This is a genomic window from Insolitispirillum peregrinum (genome assembly GCF_900156605.1).
In the GTDB taxonomy this organism is placed as follows: Bacteria; Pseudomonadota; Alphaproteobacteria; order Rhodospirillales; family Rhodospirillaceae; genus Insolitispirillum; species Insolitispirillum peregrinum.
In genome coordinates, this window is record NZ_FTOA01000004.1 from 329,765 (window position 1) to 346,623 (window position 16,859).

Annotated in this window: 16 protein-coding genes; 9 read left to right on the forward strand and 7 right to left on the reverse strand. The window is 61.8% G+C overall.

Annotated features, from left to right (window positions below; all coding sequences use genetic code 11):
• Positions 1-47: 47 nt before the first annotated feature.
• The 3 genes from BW995_RS12490 to BW995_RS20810 are packed head-to-tail and all read right to left on the reverse strand — an operon-like array spanning position 48 to position 3,100.
• A complete protein-coding gene (locus BW995_RS12490) occupies positions 48-1,091 on the reverse strand; it encodes a site-specific tyrosine recombinase XerD (protein WP_076400729.1) in 1,044 nt (347 codons plus the stop codon).
• Between the two features lie 2 nt (positions 1,092-1,093).
• A complete protein-coding gene (locus BW995_RS12495; protein ID WP_076400730.1) occupies positions 1,094-2,950 on the reverse strand; it encodes a hypothetical protein in 1,857 nt (618 codons plus the stop codon).
• A gap of 9 nt (positions 2,951-2,959) precedes the next feature.
• Positions 2,960-3,100, reverse strand: a complete 141-nt coding sequence (locus BW995_RS20810; RefSeq protein WP_175617066.1) for a hypothetical protein — start codon at positions 3,098-3,100, stop codon at positions 2,960-2,962.
• 373 nt (positions 3,101-3,473) lie between these two features.
• Between BW995_RS20810 and BW995_RS12500 the strand changes: the two genes are divergently transcribed.
• The 4 genes from BW995_RS12500 (at position 3,474) to BW995_RS12515 (ending at position 7,189) form a co-directional block, all read left to right on the forward strand.
• On the forward strand, positions 3,474-4,031 hold the full coding sequence (locus BW995_RS12500; RefSeq protein ID WP_076400931.1) for a shikimate kinase: 558 nt from the start codon (positions 3,474-3,476) through the stop codon (positions 4,029-4,031).
• Between the two features lie 47 nt (positions 4,032-4,078).
• Positions 4,079-5,209: a 3-dehydroquinate synthase gene (gene aroB / locus BW995_RS12505; protein ID WP_076400731.1), complete on the forward strand. Its 1,131-nt coding sequence runs from the start codon at positions 4,079-4,081 to the stop codon at positions 5,207-5,209.
• An 80-nt stretch (positions 5,210-5,289) separates the two neighbouring features.
• Positions 5,290-6,615, forward strand: a complete 1,326-nt coding sequence (locus BW995_RS12510; protein ID WP_076400732.1) for an HlyC/CorC family transporter — start codon at positions 5,290-5,292, stop codon at positions 6,613-6,615.
• Between the two features lie 118 nt (positions 6,616-6,733).
• Positions 6,734-7,189 carry a CBS domain-containing protein gene (locus tag BW995_RS12515; RefSeq protein WP_076400733.1) on the forward strand — a complete coding sequence of 152 codons (456 nt, stop codon included), beginning with the start codon at positions 6,734-6,736 and terminating at the stop codon, positions 7,187-7,189.
• 339 nt (positions 7,190-7,528) lie between these two features.
• Here the strand turns inward: BW995_RS12515 and BW995_RS12520 are convergent, their stop codons facing one another.
• Positions 7,529-8,002: a MarR family winged helix-turn-helix transcriptional regulator gene (locus BW995_RS12520; RefSeq protein WP_076400734.1), complete on the reverse strand. Its 474-nt coding sequence runs from the start codon at positions 8,000-8,002 to the stop codon at positions 7,529-7,531.
• Positions 8,003-8,572: 570 nt separating this feature from the next.
• Positions 8,573-10,051, reverse strand: a complete 1,479-nt coding sequence (locus tag BW995_RS12525) for a methyl-accepting chemotaxis protein (RefSeq protein WP_076400735.1) — start codon at positions 10,049-10,051, stop codon at positions 8,573-8,575.
• 331 nt (positions 10,052-10,382) lie between these two features.
• On the opposite strand from BW995_RS12525, the gene BW995_RS12530 reads away from it, so the two are divergent.
• Positions 10,383-11,918, forward strand: a complete 1,536-nt coding sequence (locus BW995_RS12530; protein ID WP_076400736.1) for a YifB family Mg chelatase-like AAA ATPase — start codon at positions 10,383-10,385, stop codon at positions 11,916-11,918.
• 168 nt (positions 11,919-12,086) lie between these two features.
• On the opposite strand, the gene lepA is transcribed toward BW995_RS12530, so the two are convergent.
• Entirely contained in the window at positions 12,087-13,892 is a 1,806-nt protein-coding gene (gene lepA, locus BW995_RS12535; RefSeq protein ID WP_076400737.1) for a translation elongation factor 4, read from the reverse strand.
• A 182-nt stretch (positions 13,893-14,074) separates the two neighbouring features.
• On the opposite strand from lepA, the gene ddpX reads away from it, so the two are divergent.
• Genes ddpX through rimI form a run of 3 tightly spaced genes read left to right on the forward strand, consistent with a single transcriptional unit; the run spans position 14,075 to position 15,796 of the window.
• Positions 14,075-14,632 carry a D-alanyl-D-alanine dipeptidase gene (gene ddpX, locus BW995_RS12540; protein WP_076400738.1) on the forward strand — a complete coding sequence of 186 codons (558 nt, stop codon included), beginning with the start codon at positions 14,075-14,077 and terminating at the stop codon, positions 14,630-14,632.
• 2 nt (positions 14,633-14,634) lie between these two features.
• On the forward strand, positions 14,635-15,333 hold the full coding sequence (gene tsaB, locus BW995_RS12545) for a tRNA (adenosine(37)-N6)-threonylcarbamoyltransferase complex dimerization subunit type 1 TsaB (RefSeq protein WP_076400739.1): 699 nt from the start codon (positions 14,635-14,637) through the stop codon (positions 15,331-15,333).
• On the forward strand, positions 15,326-15,796 hold the full coding sequence (gene rimI, locus BW995_RS12550) for a ribosomal protein S18-alanine N-acetyltransferase (RefSeq protein ID WP_076400740.1): 471 nt from the start codon (positions 15,326-15,328) through the stop codon (positions 15,794-15,796). Before tsaB ends, rimI begins: the two co-directional genes overlap by 8 nt.
• Before the next feature lie 38 nt (positions 15,797-15,834).
• On the opposite strand, the gene BW995_RS12555 is transcribed toward rimI, so the two are convergent.
• The gene (locus BW995_RS12555) at positions 15,835-16,092 is read right to left on the reverse strand and encodes a sulfurtransferase TusA family protein (protein WP_076400741.1); all 258 of its coding nucleotides are present in this window, start codon (positions 16,090-16,092) and stop codon (positions 15,835-15,837) included.
• Between the two features lie 113 nt (positions 16,093-16,205).
• On the opposite strand from BW995_RS12555, the gene BW995_RS12560 reads away from it, so the two are divergent.
• Positions 16,206-16,625, forward strand: coding sequence for a MucR family transcriptional regulator (locus tag BW995_RS12560; RefSeq protein ID WP_076400742.1), 420 nt, complete (start codon positions 16,206-16,208; stop codon positions 16,623-16,625).
• The last annotated feature ends 234 nt before the right edge of the window (positions 16,626-16,859 follow it).

Consider the following 16,859-nt stretch of genomic DNA (forward strand, 5'->3'; position numbering starts at 1 on the left):
GCAGTCCGCCATTCTCCACCAACGGTCGTGTCCTGTGATGTGAAGCCTTACCTCTCCTTGCGCGGCCTCGGCGGTCCGGGAATACCGCGCTGTTTCTTTTTGATCAGATCAGCCATCCCGACCCCACCGGCCAACGGATGCGAGGCCGCGACCAGCGACTGCAACCGTTCATCCAGAACGTGGGTATAGATTTCGGTGGTGGCGATGTCGGCATGGCCAAGCATCTGCTGCACACTGCGCAGATCAGCGTCATGTGCCAACAGATGGGTGGCAAAGGAATGCCGCAGGACGTGGGGACTGAGCCGTTCGGCCGGCAGCCCCGCCCGTTCCCCGATCTCGGCCAGCATTTTGTAAAAACCATCGCGGGTCAGATGCCCGGCCTGTGCCGTCGGCGAGGGAAACAGGAACTTTTCAGCCTTTTTGCGCGTTTTCCCTCCCGGCAAGGTGGCCGGGCGATGGGGCAACCAGTCCTGAATCGCCTGCTGCGCCGCCGTCGTTAACGGCACCATCCGTTCCTTGGACCCCTTGCCCATCACCACCAGCACGCTCTGGCCCCGAACAACCGCCGCCAGTGGCAGGGTCACCAGTTCGGTGACACGCAGCCCGGTGGCATAAAGGATTTCCACCAGCGCCCGCCGCCGGGCGATGGCGGTGGCAATCTGGTCGGCATCGGCGTCCGGGTTGGGCGCTTCACGGGCGGCCTCCAGCAAGGCGCGGACTTCGGCTTCGGTGAGAAATTTCGGTAGCGGTTTGCCCAGACGCGGCGCGTCGAGGGTGGTGGTCGGGTCGCTGTCGCGCACCCGTTCGGCCAGCAGGAAATGATGGAACTGCCGCAGGGCCGACAAACGCCGGGCGGCGGTGCGGGCCGACAGGTCGCGGGCGGCCAGAGACTGGAGCCAGGCCCGCAAGTCCTCTTCGCGCCCGTGATCGGCCTCAACGCCCCGACTGCCGAGGAACAGGGCCATGTCCAGCAGATCACGACGATAGGCGTCGATGGTCTGCGGGCTGGCCCCACGCTCGACGGCCATCATTTCAAGGAAGGCTTCGACGCGCAGCAGGCCGCTGCCGGAAACCGCTACCGCCTCCCCCATTCCTACAGCCCCGAGGCGATCGCCGCCTGCACCGCCAGAGCGCGGGCGTCAGCGGTCAAGCCAACCTGCCGCAAGCTGTCGATCATCAGGCTGAGGGCCCCATCGGACAGCGCAGCTACCGGCTGGCCATCGGCCACCAGCATCACCAGTCCGATGGTTTCGCCAACGTGCTTTTGCCCGGCAGCCCGGATCAACGCCTGCCAGCGGCTGGCCGACGGCGTTTGACCCGCATCCCGCGCACTGGTGGCCCACAAATCGGCCCACAGGCCGGGGTCCAGACGATCGCCAACCGCTTGCAGCAAGGTCAGCAGGCGCTGTTCGCGCCGGGCGATATCCTCGCTCTTGCCCGCTTGTGCCTTGCGCCATGCCGCCAGCGCATCCGCCGACAGCCCGGAGGAAAAGCCATTGAACGCCAGACGATCCAGCAGGGCGGTCTGTGCGCCATTGCTCTGACTTTGAGCCAGTTTCAGCCACGGGCGCGCCTGCTCTGCCGCTCCGCTGGCCAGCAAAATCCGCGCCGCCGTCCCGGCGAACCAGCCCAGATCGGGCGTGACCGGCATGGTCTGCACCATCGGCCCGTAGAGGCTGGCCGCCAGCAACGGCAGGGCGCGACTGTTGGCCTGCTCCCACGCTTTGGCCACCACCTGCGCCTGATCGGGCACCGACCCTTGCGCCTTCGCCCGCACCCACAACGCCGCCGTGGCCGCCGCAGACGGGTCCGCCGCCAGTGTTTCCAGCGGGCTGGCCGACAGCTTGCCCGCCAGTGCCGCCTTGTCATACAGCCCGGTCAGGGCTTCGCGCGACAGGGCAGCACGCTGGAACGCCTGTTCGCCCGCCACCGCCCGCATCAGGGGATCAATCTTGCTGGTGGCCGCCCCCTGCCCCGACAGGGCCAGCGTGCGCGCCAGCCAGGCGGGCGGCGACACCAGAACGCCGGTCGGGAGCGGCTTGCCACTGCTGCGCAACATCACCGCCGCCAGCGGTGTCGGGTCTTTCAGCGACTCCAGCGGCAGCACCTGCAAGCCGGACAGGCTTTCCGCCACCCAGAAGAACAGCGGATCGTTTTCCGCCTCGCCCTGATCGCGCAACAGGCCGGTCTGCATCGCCGCCCCGTCACCGTGACCAGCCAGATATTCGCAATAGACCATCGCCTTTTGCCACGGCGTGCTGGCCGCCTGTTCCAGTTGTTGCCGCACGATGGCACAGGCAGACTCGCTATCGCCGTTGATCAGCAGGCTGTTGACCTGCGACAGGATCATCACCTCGCTGCGCGACTGGGCGGGGACCAGATCGACCAGCGCCCGCACTTCCTCGGTGTTGCCCAGCAGCAGCAACTGCCGGATGCGGGCTTCGAGGAAACTGCCATCCTTTCCCCCGGCAGCACTGCCGCCGCCCTGCGCCGGAGGCTCGCTGTTCAGAACCAGCATCCGCCGCTGCAGGTCACTCAGCGCCGGAACCTGCTGCGCCATCTGGGCCGCAATCAGTCGTTCGGCAAACCGGCGGCTGGTGGGGGTGCCATCGCTCCAGATATCGCCCGGCATTCCGGCCAGCCCCGGTTCGATCAGGCCCTTGCCGTCGATGGTCAGCGGACGCAAGTCCTTGACCTCGAACAGCGAGGCCCGGTTGCCTTCCGGTGCAGGTGCCGAGGGCGGAGGGGTCGGGGCTGGTGTGGCCGCAGGTGCCGGAACCGGTGCCGGAGCCGGAGCCGGAGCAGCAACCGGGACCCCGCCCTGATCCGCCGGAACCAGCGACAACGGTTGTTGCGCCCCGGCCGGTCCGCCCGTCAGCACGCCGCTCACCATCACCCCGGCCACCAGACTGCCCCGGATGGCCCACCCCAGCCCCACCTGCCGCATCATTTGTCTGCCTTATTTCTGGAACCGTTCCGCCGGGATCTGCTTTTCCACCTGCGCCAGCGGCGGGTCCATATTCCACGTCGCCAGGAAGACGACGCCGCCCACCACAGCCACCAGCACCAGAATCACAATCAACCGAGTCAGGAAAGTCATCGAACAACACTCTTGTTTGTGGCACCACCGGTCAGGCTGTCCCTGTCACCGGCCCGGACGAATTTTTGTCATCGAAGGGGGCAGTCTAGCACGGTAACCGTGGCTTTTCTGTGATCCGGCACAAGTCCGGGCCGCAAACAAAACACGGGGTAGCAGTTTACAGACGCCCCGTTAGCGCGGTAAAAGCGCAGGACAGATTTGGCGTGTCCCCCCTTTCCGATGCAGAAAGGCCAGACAGTCTAGCTCCCCCTCAGGCGACTGGCAACGCACGCAAAAATGACAGACAGCATAAAAGGGCGGGGACGAAACGGGAGTGGTTGGCGTGAGTCAAGGTGATGGTCAGACGGGCGGGCAGGACTCCCCGTCTTCCGGGCTGGGCCCCGAAGCCCCACTGGCGCGTTCAGTGGTGCTGATTGGCCTGATGGGTGCCGGAAAAAGTGTGGTCGGGCGTCGTCTGGCCAATGTCCTTGGCGTACCGTTCGTTGATGCCGATGCCGCCATCGAGGAAGCCGCAGGCTGTACCATTGCCGAAATCTTTGCCCGATTCGGCGAACCGGCCTTTCGCGAAGGGGAAACGCGGGTCATTTCGCGCCTGCTGGAAGGCCCGCCGTGCGTGCTGGCCACCGGCGGTGGCGCCTATATGAACGAAGACACCCGCCAGAACATCGCCGCCCATGGCACCGCGATCTGGTTGAAGGCCGACCTTGACCTGCTGGTCCGCCGCACCGCAGGCCGCAGCCATCGCCCGCTGCTGAATCAGGGTGATCCCCGCCAGATTCTCGGCGACCTGATGGCCCGCCGCTATCCGGTCTATGCCGGGGCCGATGTGGTGGTTCAGGTCAGCGATGAAAGCCCGGATGCCACCTGCCGCCGGGTGCTGAATGCCCTGATCGGCCATCTGGGTCACCGCCTGCCCTTGGCGATCCCGTAATTCTTTGCCACAGTTGTTTTTCCTTTTGACCTACAGCGAGCCGTCCCGTGTCTCCTGCCTCATCCCAGACTCTCCGCGTCGATCTTGGCGACCGGTCCTATGACATCGTGATCGGCAGCGGCCTGCTGGCCGGTTGCGGCGAGGCCATTCGCGCCGTTTCCCGTGGCAAACGGGCCTTTATCGTCACCGATGACAACGTGGCCCCGCATTACCTCGATATCGTGCGCACCTCGCTGGAACAGGCCGGGATGCGCGTTGATCACGCGATCATGCCCGCCGGCGAACAGGCCAAAAGCTGGGACAACCTCGGCAGGCTGCTTGATGCCATGCTGGCGGTGCGCAGCGAGCGCAAGACGATGGTGGTGGCGCTGGGTGGCGGCGTGATCGGCGATCTGGCCGGGTTTGCCGCCTCGATCCTGCTGCGCGGTGTTGATTTCGTGCAGGTACCGACCACCCTGCTCAGTCAGGTGGACAGCTCGGTCGGCGGCAAGACCGGCATCAATGTGACTCAGGGGAAAAATCTGGTTGGTACCTTTTACCAGCCGCGACTGGTGCTGGCCGATACCGCCGTCCTGCGCACCCTGCCCGTGCGCGAAGTTCTCGCAGGCTATGCCGAAGTCGCCAAATATGGCCTGATTGATGACCCCCACCTGTGGGACTGGCTGGAAAGCGGGGGTGGTGCGGCCATCGCCCGACTGGATGAACAGGCCCTGCAACGGGCCATTCTCGCCAGTTGCACCGCCAAGGCGCGGGTGGTGGCCTCGGACGAACGCGAAAGCGGCGTGCGCGCCCTGCTGAATCTGGGTCACACCTTTGGTCACGCCCTCGAAGCCGAAGGCGGCTATGGCGGTCCGTTACTGCACGGCGAAGCCGTTGCCGTCGGGATGGTGATGGCCTTTGACCTGTCGGTCGCCATGGGCCTGTGCCCGCCTGCCGATGCCGCCCGCGTGCGTGCCCATCTGGCCGCCGTTGGCCTGCCGGTGGTCCCGCCGCAGGTCAACGGCCAGCCGATGAATGCCGAACGGTTGCTCGCCCACATGGCCAGCGACAAAAAGGTCTCTGACGGCAAGGTCACCTTTGTTCTGGCCCATGGTATTGGTCAGTCCATTCTGTGTCGTGACGTTGATCCGCCCCAGGTTCTTCAGGTGTTGCAGCAGGCCGTTACGGTCACCACCTGATCCCTTTACGCCCGTTTCCCGCTTGCGGAAACGGGCGTTTTCTTTCCTCTTCCCACTTAACCATAAGGATGCCCTGAACGATGGATGAGGCGATAAGTAGCGGTTCTCTGGAAACCGTTCTGCTGGTTGCCGGTATTATTCTGGTGTTGCTGGCGCTGTCGGCCCTGTTTTCCGGTGCCGAGACAGCCCTGACTGCCGTCTCGCGACCATTGATGCACGAGCTGGAAAAAGACGGCAACACCCGGGCAGCGATGGTCACCCGCCTGCTCGACAAGCGGGAACGCCTGATCGGAACCCTGTTGCTGGGCAACAATCTGGTCAACATTTCCTCATCCGCCCTTGCCACCAGCCTGTTGATGAAGCTGTTCGGGCAGGCAGGCGTCGTCTATGCCACGGTGGTGATGACCATCATGGTGCTGATCTTTTCCGAAATCCTGCCGAAAATGATCGCCCTGAATTCGGTCAACAGTGTCGCCCTGCGGCTGGCCCCGATCATGCGCGTTCTGGTATGGGTGCTGGCACCAGTGGTCAGCGTCATGCAGGCCATTGTCCAGCTGATCATCCGTATCATTCTGCCAAACCGGGGACAAAACCGCTCGGCAGCGATGATGATGGCCGAACTGCGCGGCGTGATTGACCTGCACACCCGCGAAATGGCCGACCAGTCACCGGAAATCCACCACGAGCGCGCCATGCTGCGCAGCGTGCTGGATCTGGCGGACGTCGAAGTGTCGGAAATCATGATCCATCGCCGGAACATCATGACCATCGACGCCGATCAGCCGATTCGGGCGATCATCGAACAGGTTTTCAGCAGCCCCTACACCCGGTTGCCCCTGTACCGCGACAAGCCCGACAACATCGTCGGCGTGATCCATGCCAAGGTTCTGGCCCGCGCCGTTCAGGAACACACCGACCGGGGCACCCTCGATACCCTCGACATCATGGCGGTCGCAACGGCCCCGTGGTTCATTCCCGACGCCACCCGCCTGCTGGATCAGCTTCAGGCCTTTCGCGCCCGCCGCGAGCACTTTGCGCTGGTGGTTGACGAATACGGCACCCTGCAAGGCGTGGTGACGCTGGAAGACATTCTGGAAGAAATCGTCGGGGAAATCGCCGACGAGCACGATATCACCGTGATGGGAATCCGTCCGCAGCCCGACGGCTCCTATGTCATCAACGGCGATGTCACCATCCGGGATATCAACCGACAATTTGACTGGGATTTGCCGGACGAAGAAGCCGCGACTCTGGCCGGTCTGATTCTGCATGAAAGCCGCTCGATCCCCGAAGTCGGACAGACTTTCCTGTTTTACGGCTTCCGGTTCGAAGTCCTGCGTCGTCAGCGCAACCAGATCACCGCCTTGAAAGTGATACGCTTGCCGTCTCGGGATGATGTGGAGTAGTCCGACGGCTGAAAATATTTCTTGACCAAGATGGTCGGATATTATCCCCTATAGGTGGCGAAATGTTGACCCCGCCACCCGGAAGCTCCTGGTGTGGCTTTGGCGGAGGATAGGATCCATGCCGAAAATCGTCCCCGATATCATCAACCCGCAAGGCATCGCCTGCGTGATGCAGTCGATGACCATCCGTGAAGCCGCAATCCTGATGGATGAACGCGGTATTGCCGCCGTGGTGATCTGTCACCCCGGCGGTCGGCTGGCAGGAATCGTCACCGAACGCGACGTGACCGCCCGCGTGGTTGCCGTTGGCCGTGATCCTGTCACCACCACCGTTGGCGAGGTGATGACCCCCGACCCCGATACCCTGTTGGCGGATGATTCCCCGCAACAGGCCCTGCGGATGATGCGCAAACGGAATTACCGCCACCTGCCGGTGGTCGATGAAAACCACCATGTCATCGGCATGGTTTCGGTCCGTGACCTGTACGCCTTTGTGCTGGAAGAAATGTCCGAAGACCTGCGCGCCCAGACCGACTATATCCACGGCGAAAGCTATGGGGTGGCGGCGCATTAAAGCATTGTGCGAAAAGTGGGAGCCGGTTTTCGCAATAACAATGCGACATGAAAAAACCGGCATTGTGCGAAAAGTGGGAGCCGGTTTTCGTAACAACAATGCGGCACTGAGAACGGCGAATATTTTCAAGTTGACCGTCTATGGTCAACGGCCCGGAAAACATGGAGCGCTGCTCCAAACCTCGCCGGGGCCGGAAGGCCCCGGACCCCATTCGTTGAATAGTCAAGGAAAAGGGGGATACGGGAAAACTGACTCCCGGAGAGGCGTCCCGAAAACACCATCCCGCGCAGCAAGGGTAATGCCCCGGCGCGGGATGGTGTCTGTTCCGGCAGCAGGTGATCAGGCCAGACGGCGCAGCAAGCGCAGGAAGGTCGCCTGTTCCCGCGAGTTCAGCGGCGCCAGAATTTCACGTTCCACCGCCTGAGCCCCCTCCAGCGCCAGTTCAACGGCTTCACGGCCTTCTGCCGTCAGCGACAACTGGATACGGCGGCGATCAATGGCATCGGGCGTCCGGTTCACCATCCCCCGCTCATGCAGACGCCGCACCACCCCTTGCATGGTGGCCGCATCCATGGCGATCATCCGGCCCAGACTGTTCTGCGATACAGACCCCTGCTCGTACAGCTTGTACAGCGCGGCAAACTGCGGCGGCGTGAACGCCCCCGGCCCCAGATCGGACAGGAACAGGGCCGTTGCCCGCTGATGAGCCCGCCGCAACAACTGGCTCGTCTGGTCTTCCAGTTGAAACAGGGCTTGCGTGTCACTGATTTCGGTCTGGTCAGCAGTGACCCGGTGAGTGATAGAGCTATTCATACCTGTGCCTCGCGAACCAAAGTACCCTGCATTGTCTTTTTGAGGCAGGGGTTCCTCCCGTGACCAAGAGCAGCCCATAGTCCATTAGGACCAATCTTACCGTCATGTCACAATTCTTGGTATAACCGCGACGCGTCGTTCTTGCAAAGGAATAACGCTCCCCTATGGTTGTGCAGAAGATATAATCCTCTTGGCTGAATTGGCCTTATGTCATTAGACAAAGGACATATCTTGAATGAATGAAAAGGCCCTAAATTGCGATATATCCTCATTTTTAGGGTATGCATACACCCAAATAAAGTGCAGTGCCCATTTTACGGTCAGTCCTGGGACCTACACCATCGGTCTTCCTCCTGGGCAATACCCGACAGAAGCATTGGTCCAACCACTCTCCTCTCTCCCCCGGACGCTTTATTCTATCGCCCGGGATGAGAACAAAGGCCGCAAAGGTCGATCACCGAGCTTGGTTTTAGAGTCTAATGTATGAAAACAGGCGCTTGTTTCGCATGTAAAAGATGCAATTCACAACAAGGAAAATCAAAGCCTGCTTCCCATCGAAGGCTGACGCCGTCAGGTTACCTTGCGGGCAGCTTCGCGCACATTCAAAGTCGCCTGGTTGATGCGCTGAGACGCCGAGGCAATCTCGCCCAGCGAGCGGGAGACCTGATCCACGCTTTCCGCCGCCGTCTGCATGCTGGCCGCAATTCCGCGCGTCACCGAGCTTTGTTCCTCGACGGCTGCGGCGATATTGGCCGAAATGTCGTTCACCTGCGAGATGGTGCTGCTGATCGCCCGAATCGCCGCAACAGCCTGTTCGGTTGCCTGCTGTACACCGGTAATCTGCCCGGCAATTTCGCCCGTTGCCCGCGTGGTTTGCGTTGCCAGCCCCTTGACTTCGTTAGCCACCACCGCAAAGCCCTTGCCCGCCTCGCCCGCACGGGCGGCTTCGATGGTGGCATTCAGGGCCAGCAGGTTGGTCTGCCCGGCGATGTCATTGATCAGCCGGACCACCCGGTCAATCTGGCCCGCCGCCGCAACCAGACCTTCGACCAGATCATTGGCTTCGCCTGCTTCCTTGACGGCGGTCTGGGAAATGCTGAGCGCGGTGTTGACCTGCTGGCTGATCTCACGAATCGACCCGGACAGCTCCTCGACCCCGGAGGCCACTTCCTGCACCCGGCCGGTGGTGTCACGGGCAGCGTTGGCGGCCCCTTCGGCGCGACCGGTGGCGAGATCGACTTCGGAACTGATGTCGGTCAGTTCCTGTTCGATCGCCTCTTGCAACCGCTGACGTTCACGACGACGGGCAATCTGGGGGCGGATGTCCTGAGCATACTTGACCACCTTGAACACCGTGCCCTGCGAGTCCCGGATCGGGGTATAGGAGGCCTGAATCCAGACATCGTCCCCGCTTTTGCTCACCCGGCGGAATTCCCCGATCTGGGCTTCGCCACTGGCCAGCTTGCGCCAGAATTCGCGGTACTCGGGCGTGTTTCTCTCCTCGGCAGGCACGAACATGCTGTGATGCTTGCCAACGATTTCGTCCCTGGCATAGCCCAGCACGGCACGAAACAGCTCGTTGGCTTGGAGAACGGTTCCGTCCGTCTCGAAATGAATCACCGCCTGGCTTGTCCCGATGGCCTGAATTTGCCCTTCGTAATCAAAACCCTGCATCTTGCGGGCCGTGACATCCGAGGCAACCATCATCACCGATGTGACAGTCCCCTGTGCATTCACAATCGGAACATAGGATGCCTGTACCCAAAGGTATAGGCCCGACTTGGCGACCCGGCCAAATTCAGCGGTAACAGACTGGCCAGAGCGGAGTTTTTGCCACAGCGACCGGCTCTCCTCGGAAGAGCGTTCACGCTCTGCAATCAGAATCGTGTGATTCTGTCCGCGAATCTCTGTCGGCTGATAGCCAAACAAAGAAATAAACTGTTGATTTGCATCAATAATAACTCCATCGACCGTCATGTCTGCGATAGCATGAGAACGGCCAAGGGCCGCTATTTTCTGTTCTGCCTGAGAATTTTTCTGGAAAAACATAGCAGTTCCCTTTTTACCGAGCCGGTCTGGAGTGGTAGTACGACACAATACATGACTATTCAATTCAGGGAAGTCCAGATTTCCAGTTGAATAATCATTCACATATTTAAAATGTGACTATATTTTCAATCTTGCAGCTTCGTTTTACAAAGCCATACAACCATCACACCTTACCATACGGGATAGATGGATAGATAAAAACTATACTAAAGAGCAATTCACCCCCACCCCGTCACCCTCACCTCCACACCTGCCGCATCTTTTCCGTGTACATCATGGTCCATTACAGTGACAATAGACCGTTGTTATCTCTGGATACTGATCACGCCCGATGACCGCACATGTCAACACCGTTGCCTTTTCCGGGGTGGATTGCGTCGAGATCGACGTTCAGGTCCAACTGTCCAACGGACTGCCCGCCTTTACCATCGTCGGTCTGCCAGACAAGGCGGTGGGAGAATCACGGGAACGAGTGCGGGCCGCGCTGACCGCCATCGGACTGGCCTTGCCGCCACGGCGGATCACCGTCAATCTGGCACCGGCGGACATGACCAAGGAAGGCAGCCATTTTGACCTGCCGATTGCCTGCGCCCTGCTGGCAGCGATGGGGGTCCTGCCGCTGGATGACATCCAGAACTACATCATTCTGGGGGAACTGGGGCTGGATGGCTCGCTGGCGGCGGTGGCCGGGGTTCTGCCCGCCGCCATCCACGCCAACGCCCGCGACCTCGGCCTGATCTGCCCGGCCTCTCAAGGCTCCGAAGCGGCGTGGGCCGGTGGCAGCGGCGTGCTGGCTCCGGCCAGCCTGCTCAGCCTGATCAATCATTTCAAGGATGGCGACCCGCTGCCCGCACCGGTTCCGGCCAGCGCCCGGGACAGCCTTACCCTGCCCGACCTGCTGGATGTCAAAGGACAGGAAAGCGCCAAGCGGGCGCTGGAGGTTGCCGCTGCCGGGGGCCATAACCTGCTGATGATCGGCCCGCCCGGTTCGGGAAAGTCGATGCTCGCCCGCCGCCTGCCCAGCCTGCTGCCGCCGCTGTCGCCGCACGAGGCGCTGGAGGTGTCGATGATCCATTCGGTTGCCGGGCTGCTGACCGGCGGCCAGTTGCTGACCCGCCGCCCCTATCGCGATCCGCACCATTCAGCCAGCGTTGCCGCCATCATCGGCGGCGGCATGCGGGCCAAGCCGGGCGATGTCAGTCTGGCCCATAATGGCGTCCTGTTCCTCGACGAGCTGCCCGAATTTGCCCGTGGTGCCCTCGAAGCCCTGCGCCAGCCGCTGGAAAGCGGCCGGGCAGTGATCAGCCGGGCCAACAACCACGTCAGCTATCCGGCACGGGTGCAGTTGGTGGCAGCGATGAATCCCTGTCGCTGCGGCTATCTGGGCGACGAGTCGATGGCCTGTAACAAGGCCCCCCGCTGCGGCGCCGACTATCAGGGCCGCCTGTCCGGGCCGCTGCTCGACCGTATTGATATCCATATCGACGTCCCGGCGGTCTCGCCCCTTGAACTGACCCGCTTGCCGCAGGGGGAACCCTCGCAAACGGTGGCCGCCCGCGTGGCCGCCGCCCAGCAGGTGCAGAACGACCGCTATCAGGCGCTCGCCCCCGGCGGCGCCGTCCGCCGCAATGCCGACGCCGACGGCGCCGTTCTGGACAGTGCCACCCCGATGGAGGACGCCGCCCGCCAGTTGCTGACAAAGGCCACCGAGCGGATGCGCCTGTCGGCCCGTGGCTATCACCGGGTGCTGCGGGTGGCCCGCACCATCGCCGATCTGGCGGGCAGCGACAGCCTCGCCGCCCCGCATATCGCCGAAGCCCTGTCCTATCGCCGCCTGCTGCCGGGGAAACAGAGTCTGGTGTCGTAGGGCATCACAGGACAGGACAATTGGTGGAAAAGAATGGGCTATCGCCCAAACCCATTCGGGGCCTCAAGGCCCCAGCGAGGTATGGAGCAGCACTCCATGAAAAAGTATAAAAAACCCGCCCCAAAGAGACCTCCGGGGCGGGTTTTCCAGTACAGCGACCGGGGAAGATTACTTGTCTTCGCCCATCCGCAGGGCCTGAATGAAGGCGGTCTGCGGGATTTCGACCTTGCCGAACTGACGCATGCGCTTTTTGCCTTCCTTCTGCTTGTCCAGCAGCTTGCGCTTACGGCTGATGTCGCCGCCATAACACTTGGCGGTGACGTCCTTGCGCATGGCGGCAATGGTTTCGCGGGCGATCACCTTGCCCCCGATGGCGGCCTGAATCGGAATTTTGAACAGGTGCTTGGGGATCAGGTCCTTCAGGCGTTCGCAAATCTGGCGGCCCCGGTACTCGGCCTGGCTACGGTGCGCCATGAAGGCCAGCGCATCAACCGGCTCGGCGTTGACCAGAATCGACACCTTCACCAGATCACCCTCGGTGTAGCCCTCGACTTCGTAGTCAAAGCTGGCATAGCCCTTGGAGATCGACTTCAGGCGGTCATAGAAGTCAAAGACGATTTCGTTCAGCGGCAGGCGGTACACCACCATCGCCCGGTTGCCGACATAGGTCAGTTCGACCTGTTCGCCACGCCGTTCGGTGCACAGAGCCAGAATGTTGCCGAGGTAGTCATCGGGCACCATGATGGTGGCCTTCACCCACGGCTCTTCGATGGTGGCAATCTTCACCGGGTCGGGGAAGTCGGCCGGGTTGTGCAGTTCCTTGACGTCGCCGTTGGTCATGTGCATGCGATAGACGACCGACGGAGCGGTGGTGATCAGGTCGAGGTCGAACTCGCGGTCCAGACGCTCCTGAATGATCTCCATGTGCAGCAGGCCGAGGAAACCGCAGCGGAAGCCGAAGCCCAGCGCCGCCGAGTTTTCCGGCGCGAAGTCAAAGCTGGAGTCGTTCAGGCGCAGCTTGGCCAGACTGTCGCGCAGGTGTTCGTATTCCGACGAATCGATCGGGAACAGGCCACACCACACCACCGGAATCGACGGCTTGAAGCCCGGCAGCGGTTGCAGGGCCGGTTTGGCGTCGTCAGTGATGGTATCGCCAACCTGAGTATCGGCAACGGTCTTGATGCCCGCCATCAGGAAACCCATCTGGCCAGCGTGCAGTTCGCCGGTTTCGACCATCTTGGGGGTGAACACGCCGACCTTGTCGACCTGATGCACCGCCCCGGTCTGCATCATGCGGATCTTCATGCCGCGCTTGATCCGGCCATGCTTGACGCGAATCAGGATGATCACACCCAGATAGCTGTCATACCAGCTATCGACCAGCATCGCCTGCAGCGGGCCATCAATGTTGCCTTCGGGCGCGGGCAGGCGCTGCACCAGCGCTTCCAGCACGTTCGGCACGCCCAGACCGGTCTTGGCCGAGATTTCGACCGCCTCGGAAGCATCAATGCCGATCACGTCTTCGATCTGTTCCTTGACGCGCGGCACATCGGCGGCGGGCAGGTCAACCTTGTTCAGCACCGGCACGATTTCGTGGGCGGCTTCGATGGCCTGATAGACGTTGGCAAGGGTCTGCGCTTCCACCCCTTGCGAGGCATCGACCACCAGCAGCGAGCCTTCACAGGCGGCCAGCGAGCGGCTGACTTCATAGGCAAAGTCAACGTGGCCCGGGGTGTCCATCAGGTTCAGTTCGTAGGTCACGCCATCTTTGGCCTGATAGCTCAGGCGGACGGCCTGAGCCTTGATGGTGATGCCGCGTTCACGCTCGATGTCCATCGAGTCGAGAACCTGATCCTTCATTTCGCGGTCAGACAGACCACCGCACAACTGGATCAGGCGGTCGGCCAGGGTCGATTTCCCGTGGTCGATGTGGGCAATGATGGCAAAGTTTCGGATGTGACGCAGGTCAGCCATGATCAACGATTCACTTTACAAGAGTTTGCCCAGACCATAGGGCCAAAGCGCCCCCGTTACAACTGGCCTGCGACACTTTCCCGGGGCAAAGTGAACGCATGACGACCTGAAATCACGCCGATTGAGCCAGACGGCGCTCCCCGCTACAGTGGGGGCCTGTTTTTGCTGCCAATGGACCCCAGATGCTGCAGGAAATCACCGCGCCGGATTATGACGTCGATTTCGATGTCGTCTATGCGACGGACCGCAACTTCACCGGCACCCCTGTCTATCAGCGGGCCGCCTTTTACCTGTTGCCCGAGGCTGCCGCCTTGCTGCGGCGGGCGATTGCCATTGCGGCACCGCTGGGCTACCGGCTGAAGCTGCTGGATGGCTTTCGACCGTCCGAAGCGCAATGGAAGCTGTGGAACCATACCCCCGACCCCGAATTCATCGCCGATCCGCGCCGTGGCTCGCCGCACAGCATGGGGGCGGCGGTTGACCTGACCCTGCTGGATGCCGCCAGCGGGGCCGAGCTGGACATGGGCACGCCGTTCGACGACCTGCGCCCGCTGTCCCACCACGGCGTGACCGACGGTATTTCCGCCGAAGCCCAAAAGAACCGGGTGATCCTGATGGGGATCATGACCAGCGCCGGGTTCGACTTTTTCCGTAACGAGTGGTGGCACTACCAACTGTTCAACGCCCGCGCCCGCTATCCGGTCCTGACCGATGCGGCAGCGGGAACCCGGATGATGTGAGGATGCGGATTCTTGCTTTTGATACCGCAGGCAATGGCTGTTCGGTCTGCCTGTGGCAGGACGGGCAGACTTTGGCCCTGCGCACCCTGTCGATGTCCCACGGTCAGGCGGAACAGCTGATCCCGATGATTGCCGCCGTCCGCGAGGACAGCGGTCTGGACTGGCAGGATCTGGATGCCATCGCCGTGACCATCGGTCCGGGATCCTTCACCGGCCTGCGGGTCGGACTGGCGGCGGCTCAGGGCCTGACGCTGGCCACCGGCCTGCCGGTGATCGGTATCACCACGCTGGAGGCCTATGCCAGACAGGCCGCCAATGCCGGGTATCGCGGAGCGATTCTGGTCGCCGTTGATGCCCGCCGCGACGACCTGTACCTGCAACCGTTCCACGCCGATGATACTGGCGGTCTGCGCCCGCTGGCGGCTCCGCTGGCCGCGCCGGTCGAGCAGGTGGCACCCCTGCTGGCCGACTGGGGCATCACCACCGCCACCGTTACCGGCGACGCCACTGCCCTGCTGGATGGCATTGCCGCCCTGACCGCCAGCCACCCGCAAGCGGCCGTTGACCCGGCCTGCCTCGCCGGGCTGGCGGCCGGTCGCTCAGCGGCCGAGGCTCCGGCCATTCCGCTGTACATCCGTCCACCGGATGCCGCCATCCCGCAGAATGGCGGGCAACTTCGTCCCGATGTCCCCCATGACTGACGCAGACCAAACCCCAGATCAAACCATCGCCACCACAGCCCATGCCCCGCTGCTGGCCGCCATCCACGGCGAAGCCTTTGCCGACCCGTGGGACAGCGCGGCCTTTGTCGCACTGCTGAATGATCCGACCAACAGCGCCCTGCTGTTTGCGCAGGACGGGGAACCGGTGGGCTTCATCCTGTGCCGTCTGGTGCTGGATGAAGCCGAAATCATTACCATCGCCACCCGCCCCTGCTGTCAGCGGCAGGGATGGGGGCGACGGATGATCACCAGCATGACCGCATCCCTGCGCGCCGGTGGTGCGGCGACCCTGTTTCTGGAGGTCGCCGACGACAACAGCGCCGCCCAGGCGCTATATGAACAGGGCGGCTTTCAGACCGTTGGCCGTCGCAAGGGCTATTACCCCCCCCATCACGCTGGCGAGCGGGCACGGGATGCGCTGGTCATGTCTTTGGCCCTGTAATCGCATCTCTGGACCGTTTCCGCGCCCCCCAAGGATTGCTAACCCTTTTTCTGAATAAGAAGGTGAAATACAGATACCCCTTCTGCGATCACCTCGGGCTCCAGTTTCAGAATAAGGTGACCCAACTCCTGAACGGATTCAGGAACATTGCGTCTGGGCTCCTCGCCTTTCAGGCGTACGGACAAAGTTTCTCCTACCTGCATTTTTTCGAGTTTCAGCTTCGTCTTTACAAAGGTGATCGGACAGACGTCGCTGGTGATATCGAGGAAATAGTCAGCATCACAGGAGTTGGACACTATTTTCTCCTTTATTTGCGGCACAGATGTTGCTAATCAGAGAAATCAAGCACACATTGTCTTGCAGAGACACGAAGATAGTTCCCCCTGCCAGAGATAACGAGGATTTCCTTATGTCCGAGCCGATGACCGAAAAAGAAATGCTCGCCCTGACGGCGGAGATCGTTGCCGCCCACGTGGCGAACAATACGGTCCCGATGGGCGATTTGCCGCAGTTGATCCACGACGTGCACCGCGCCCTGAACAACGTCGGCCAGCAGGCACCGCAACCGGAACGTCCACAGCCTGCCGTGCCAGTCAAAAAGTCCGAGACCCCTGAATATCTGGTCTGTCTGGAAGATGGCAAGAAGCTGAAGATGCTGAAGCGCCACCTGAAGACCGCCTACAACATGACGCCCGAAGACTATCGCGAGCGTTGGGGCCTGTCCGCCGATTACCCGATGGTGGCCCCGAATTATGCCGAGCATCGGTCTTCCCTGGCGAAGAAGATCGGCCTGGGGACCAAAGCCCGTCGTCGTGGCGGCGAAGAATAATCGCTGTTAATAACGATTATTAAGCGCGTCTTCTGCCGAATTCCCTGCCCTTTACAAGGGACATTCGGCAGAAGACGCGCTTTTCTTTTGTTTAAAGCGAAACTAGAATGACTACAATGCACCAGCGGTCTATGATCGTTCGCATAAAGGCTTGCGTTGGTTCTGCAAAACCAACATAACAACTCAACAATCGATCCTGTCGTCTTCCCCCAAGGCGGCGTCCGCCCAGCCCCG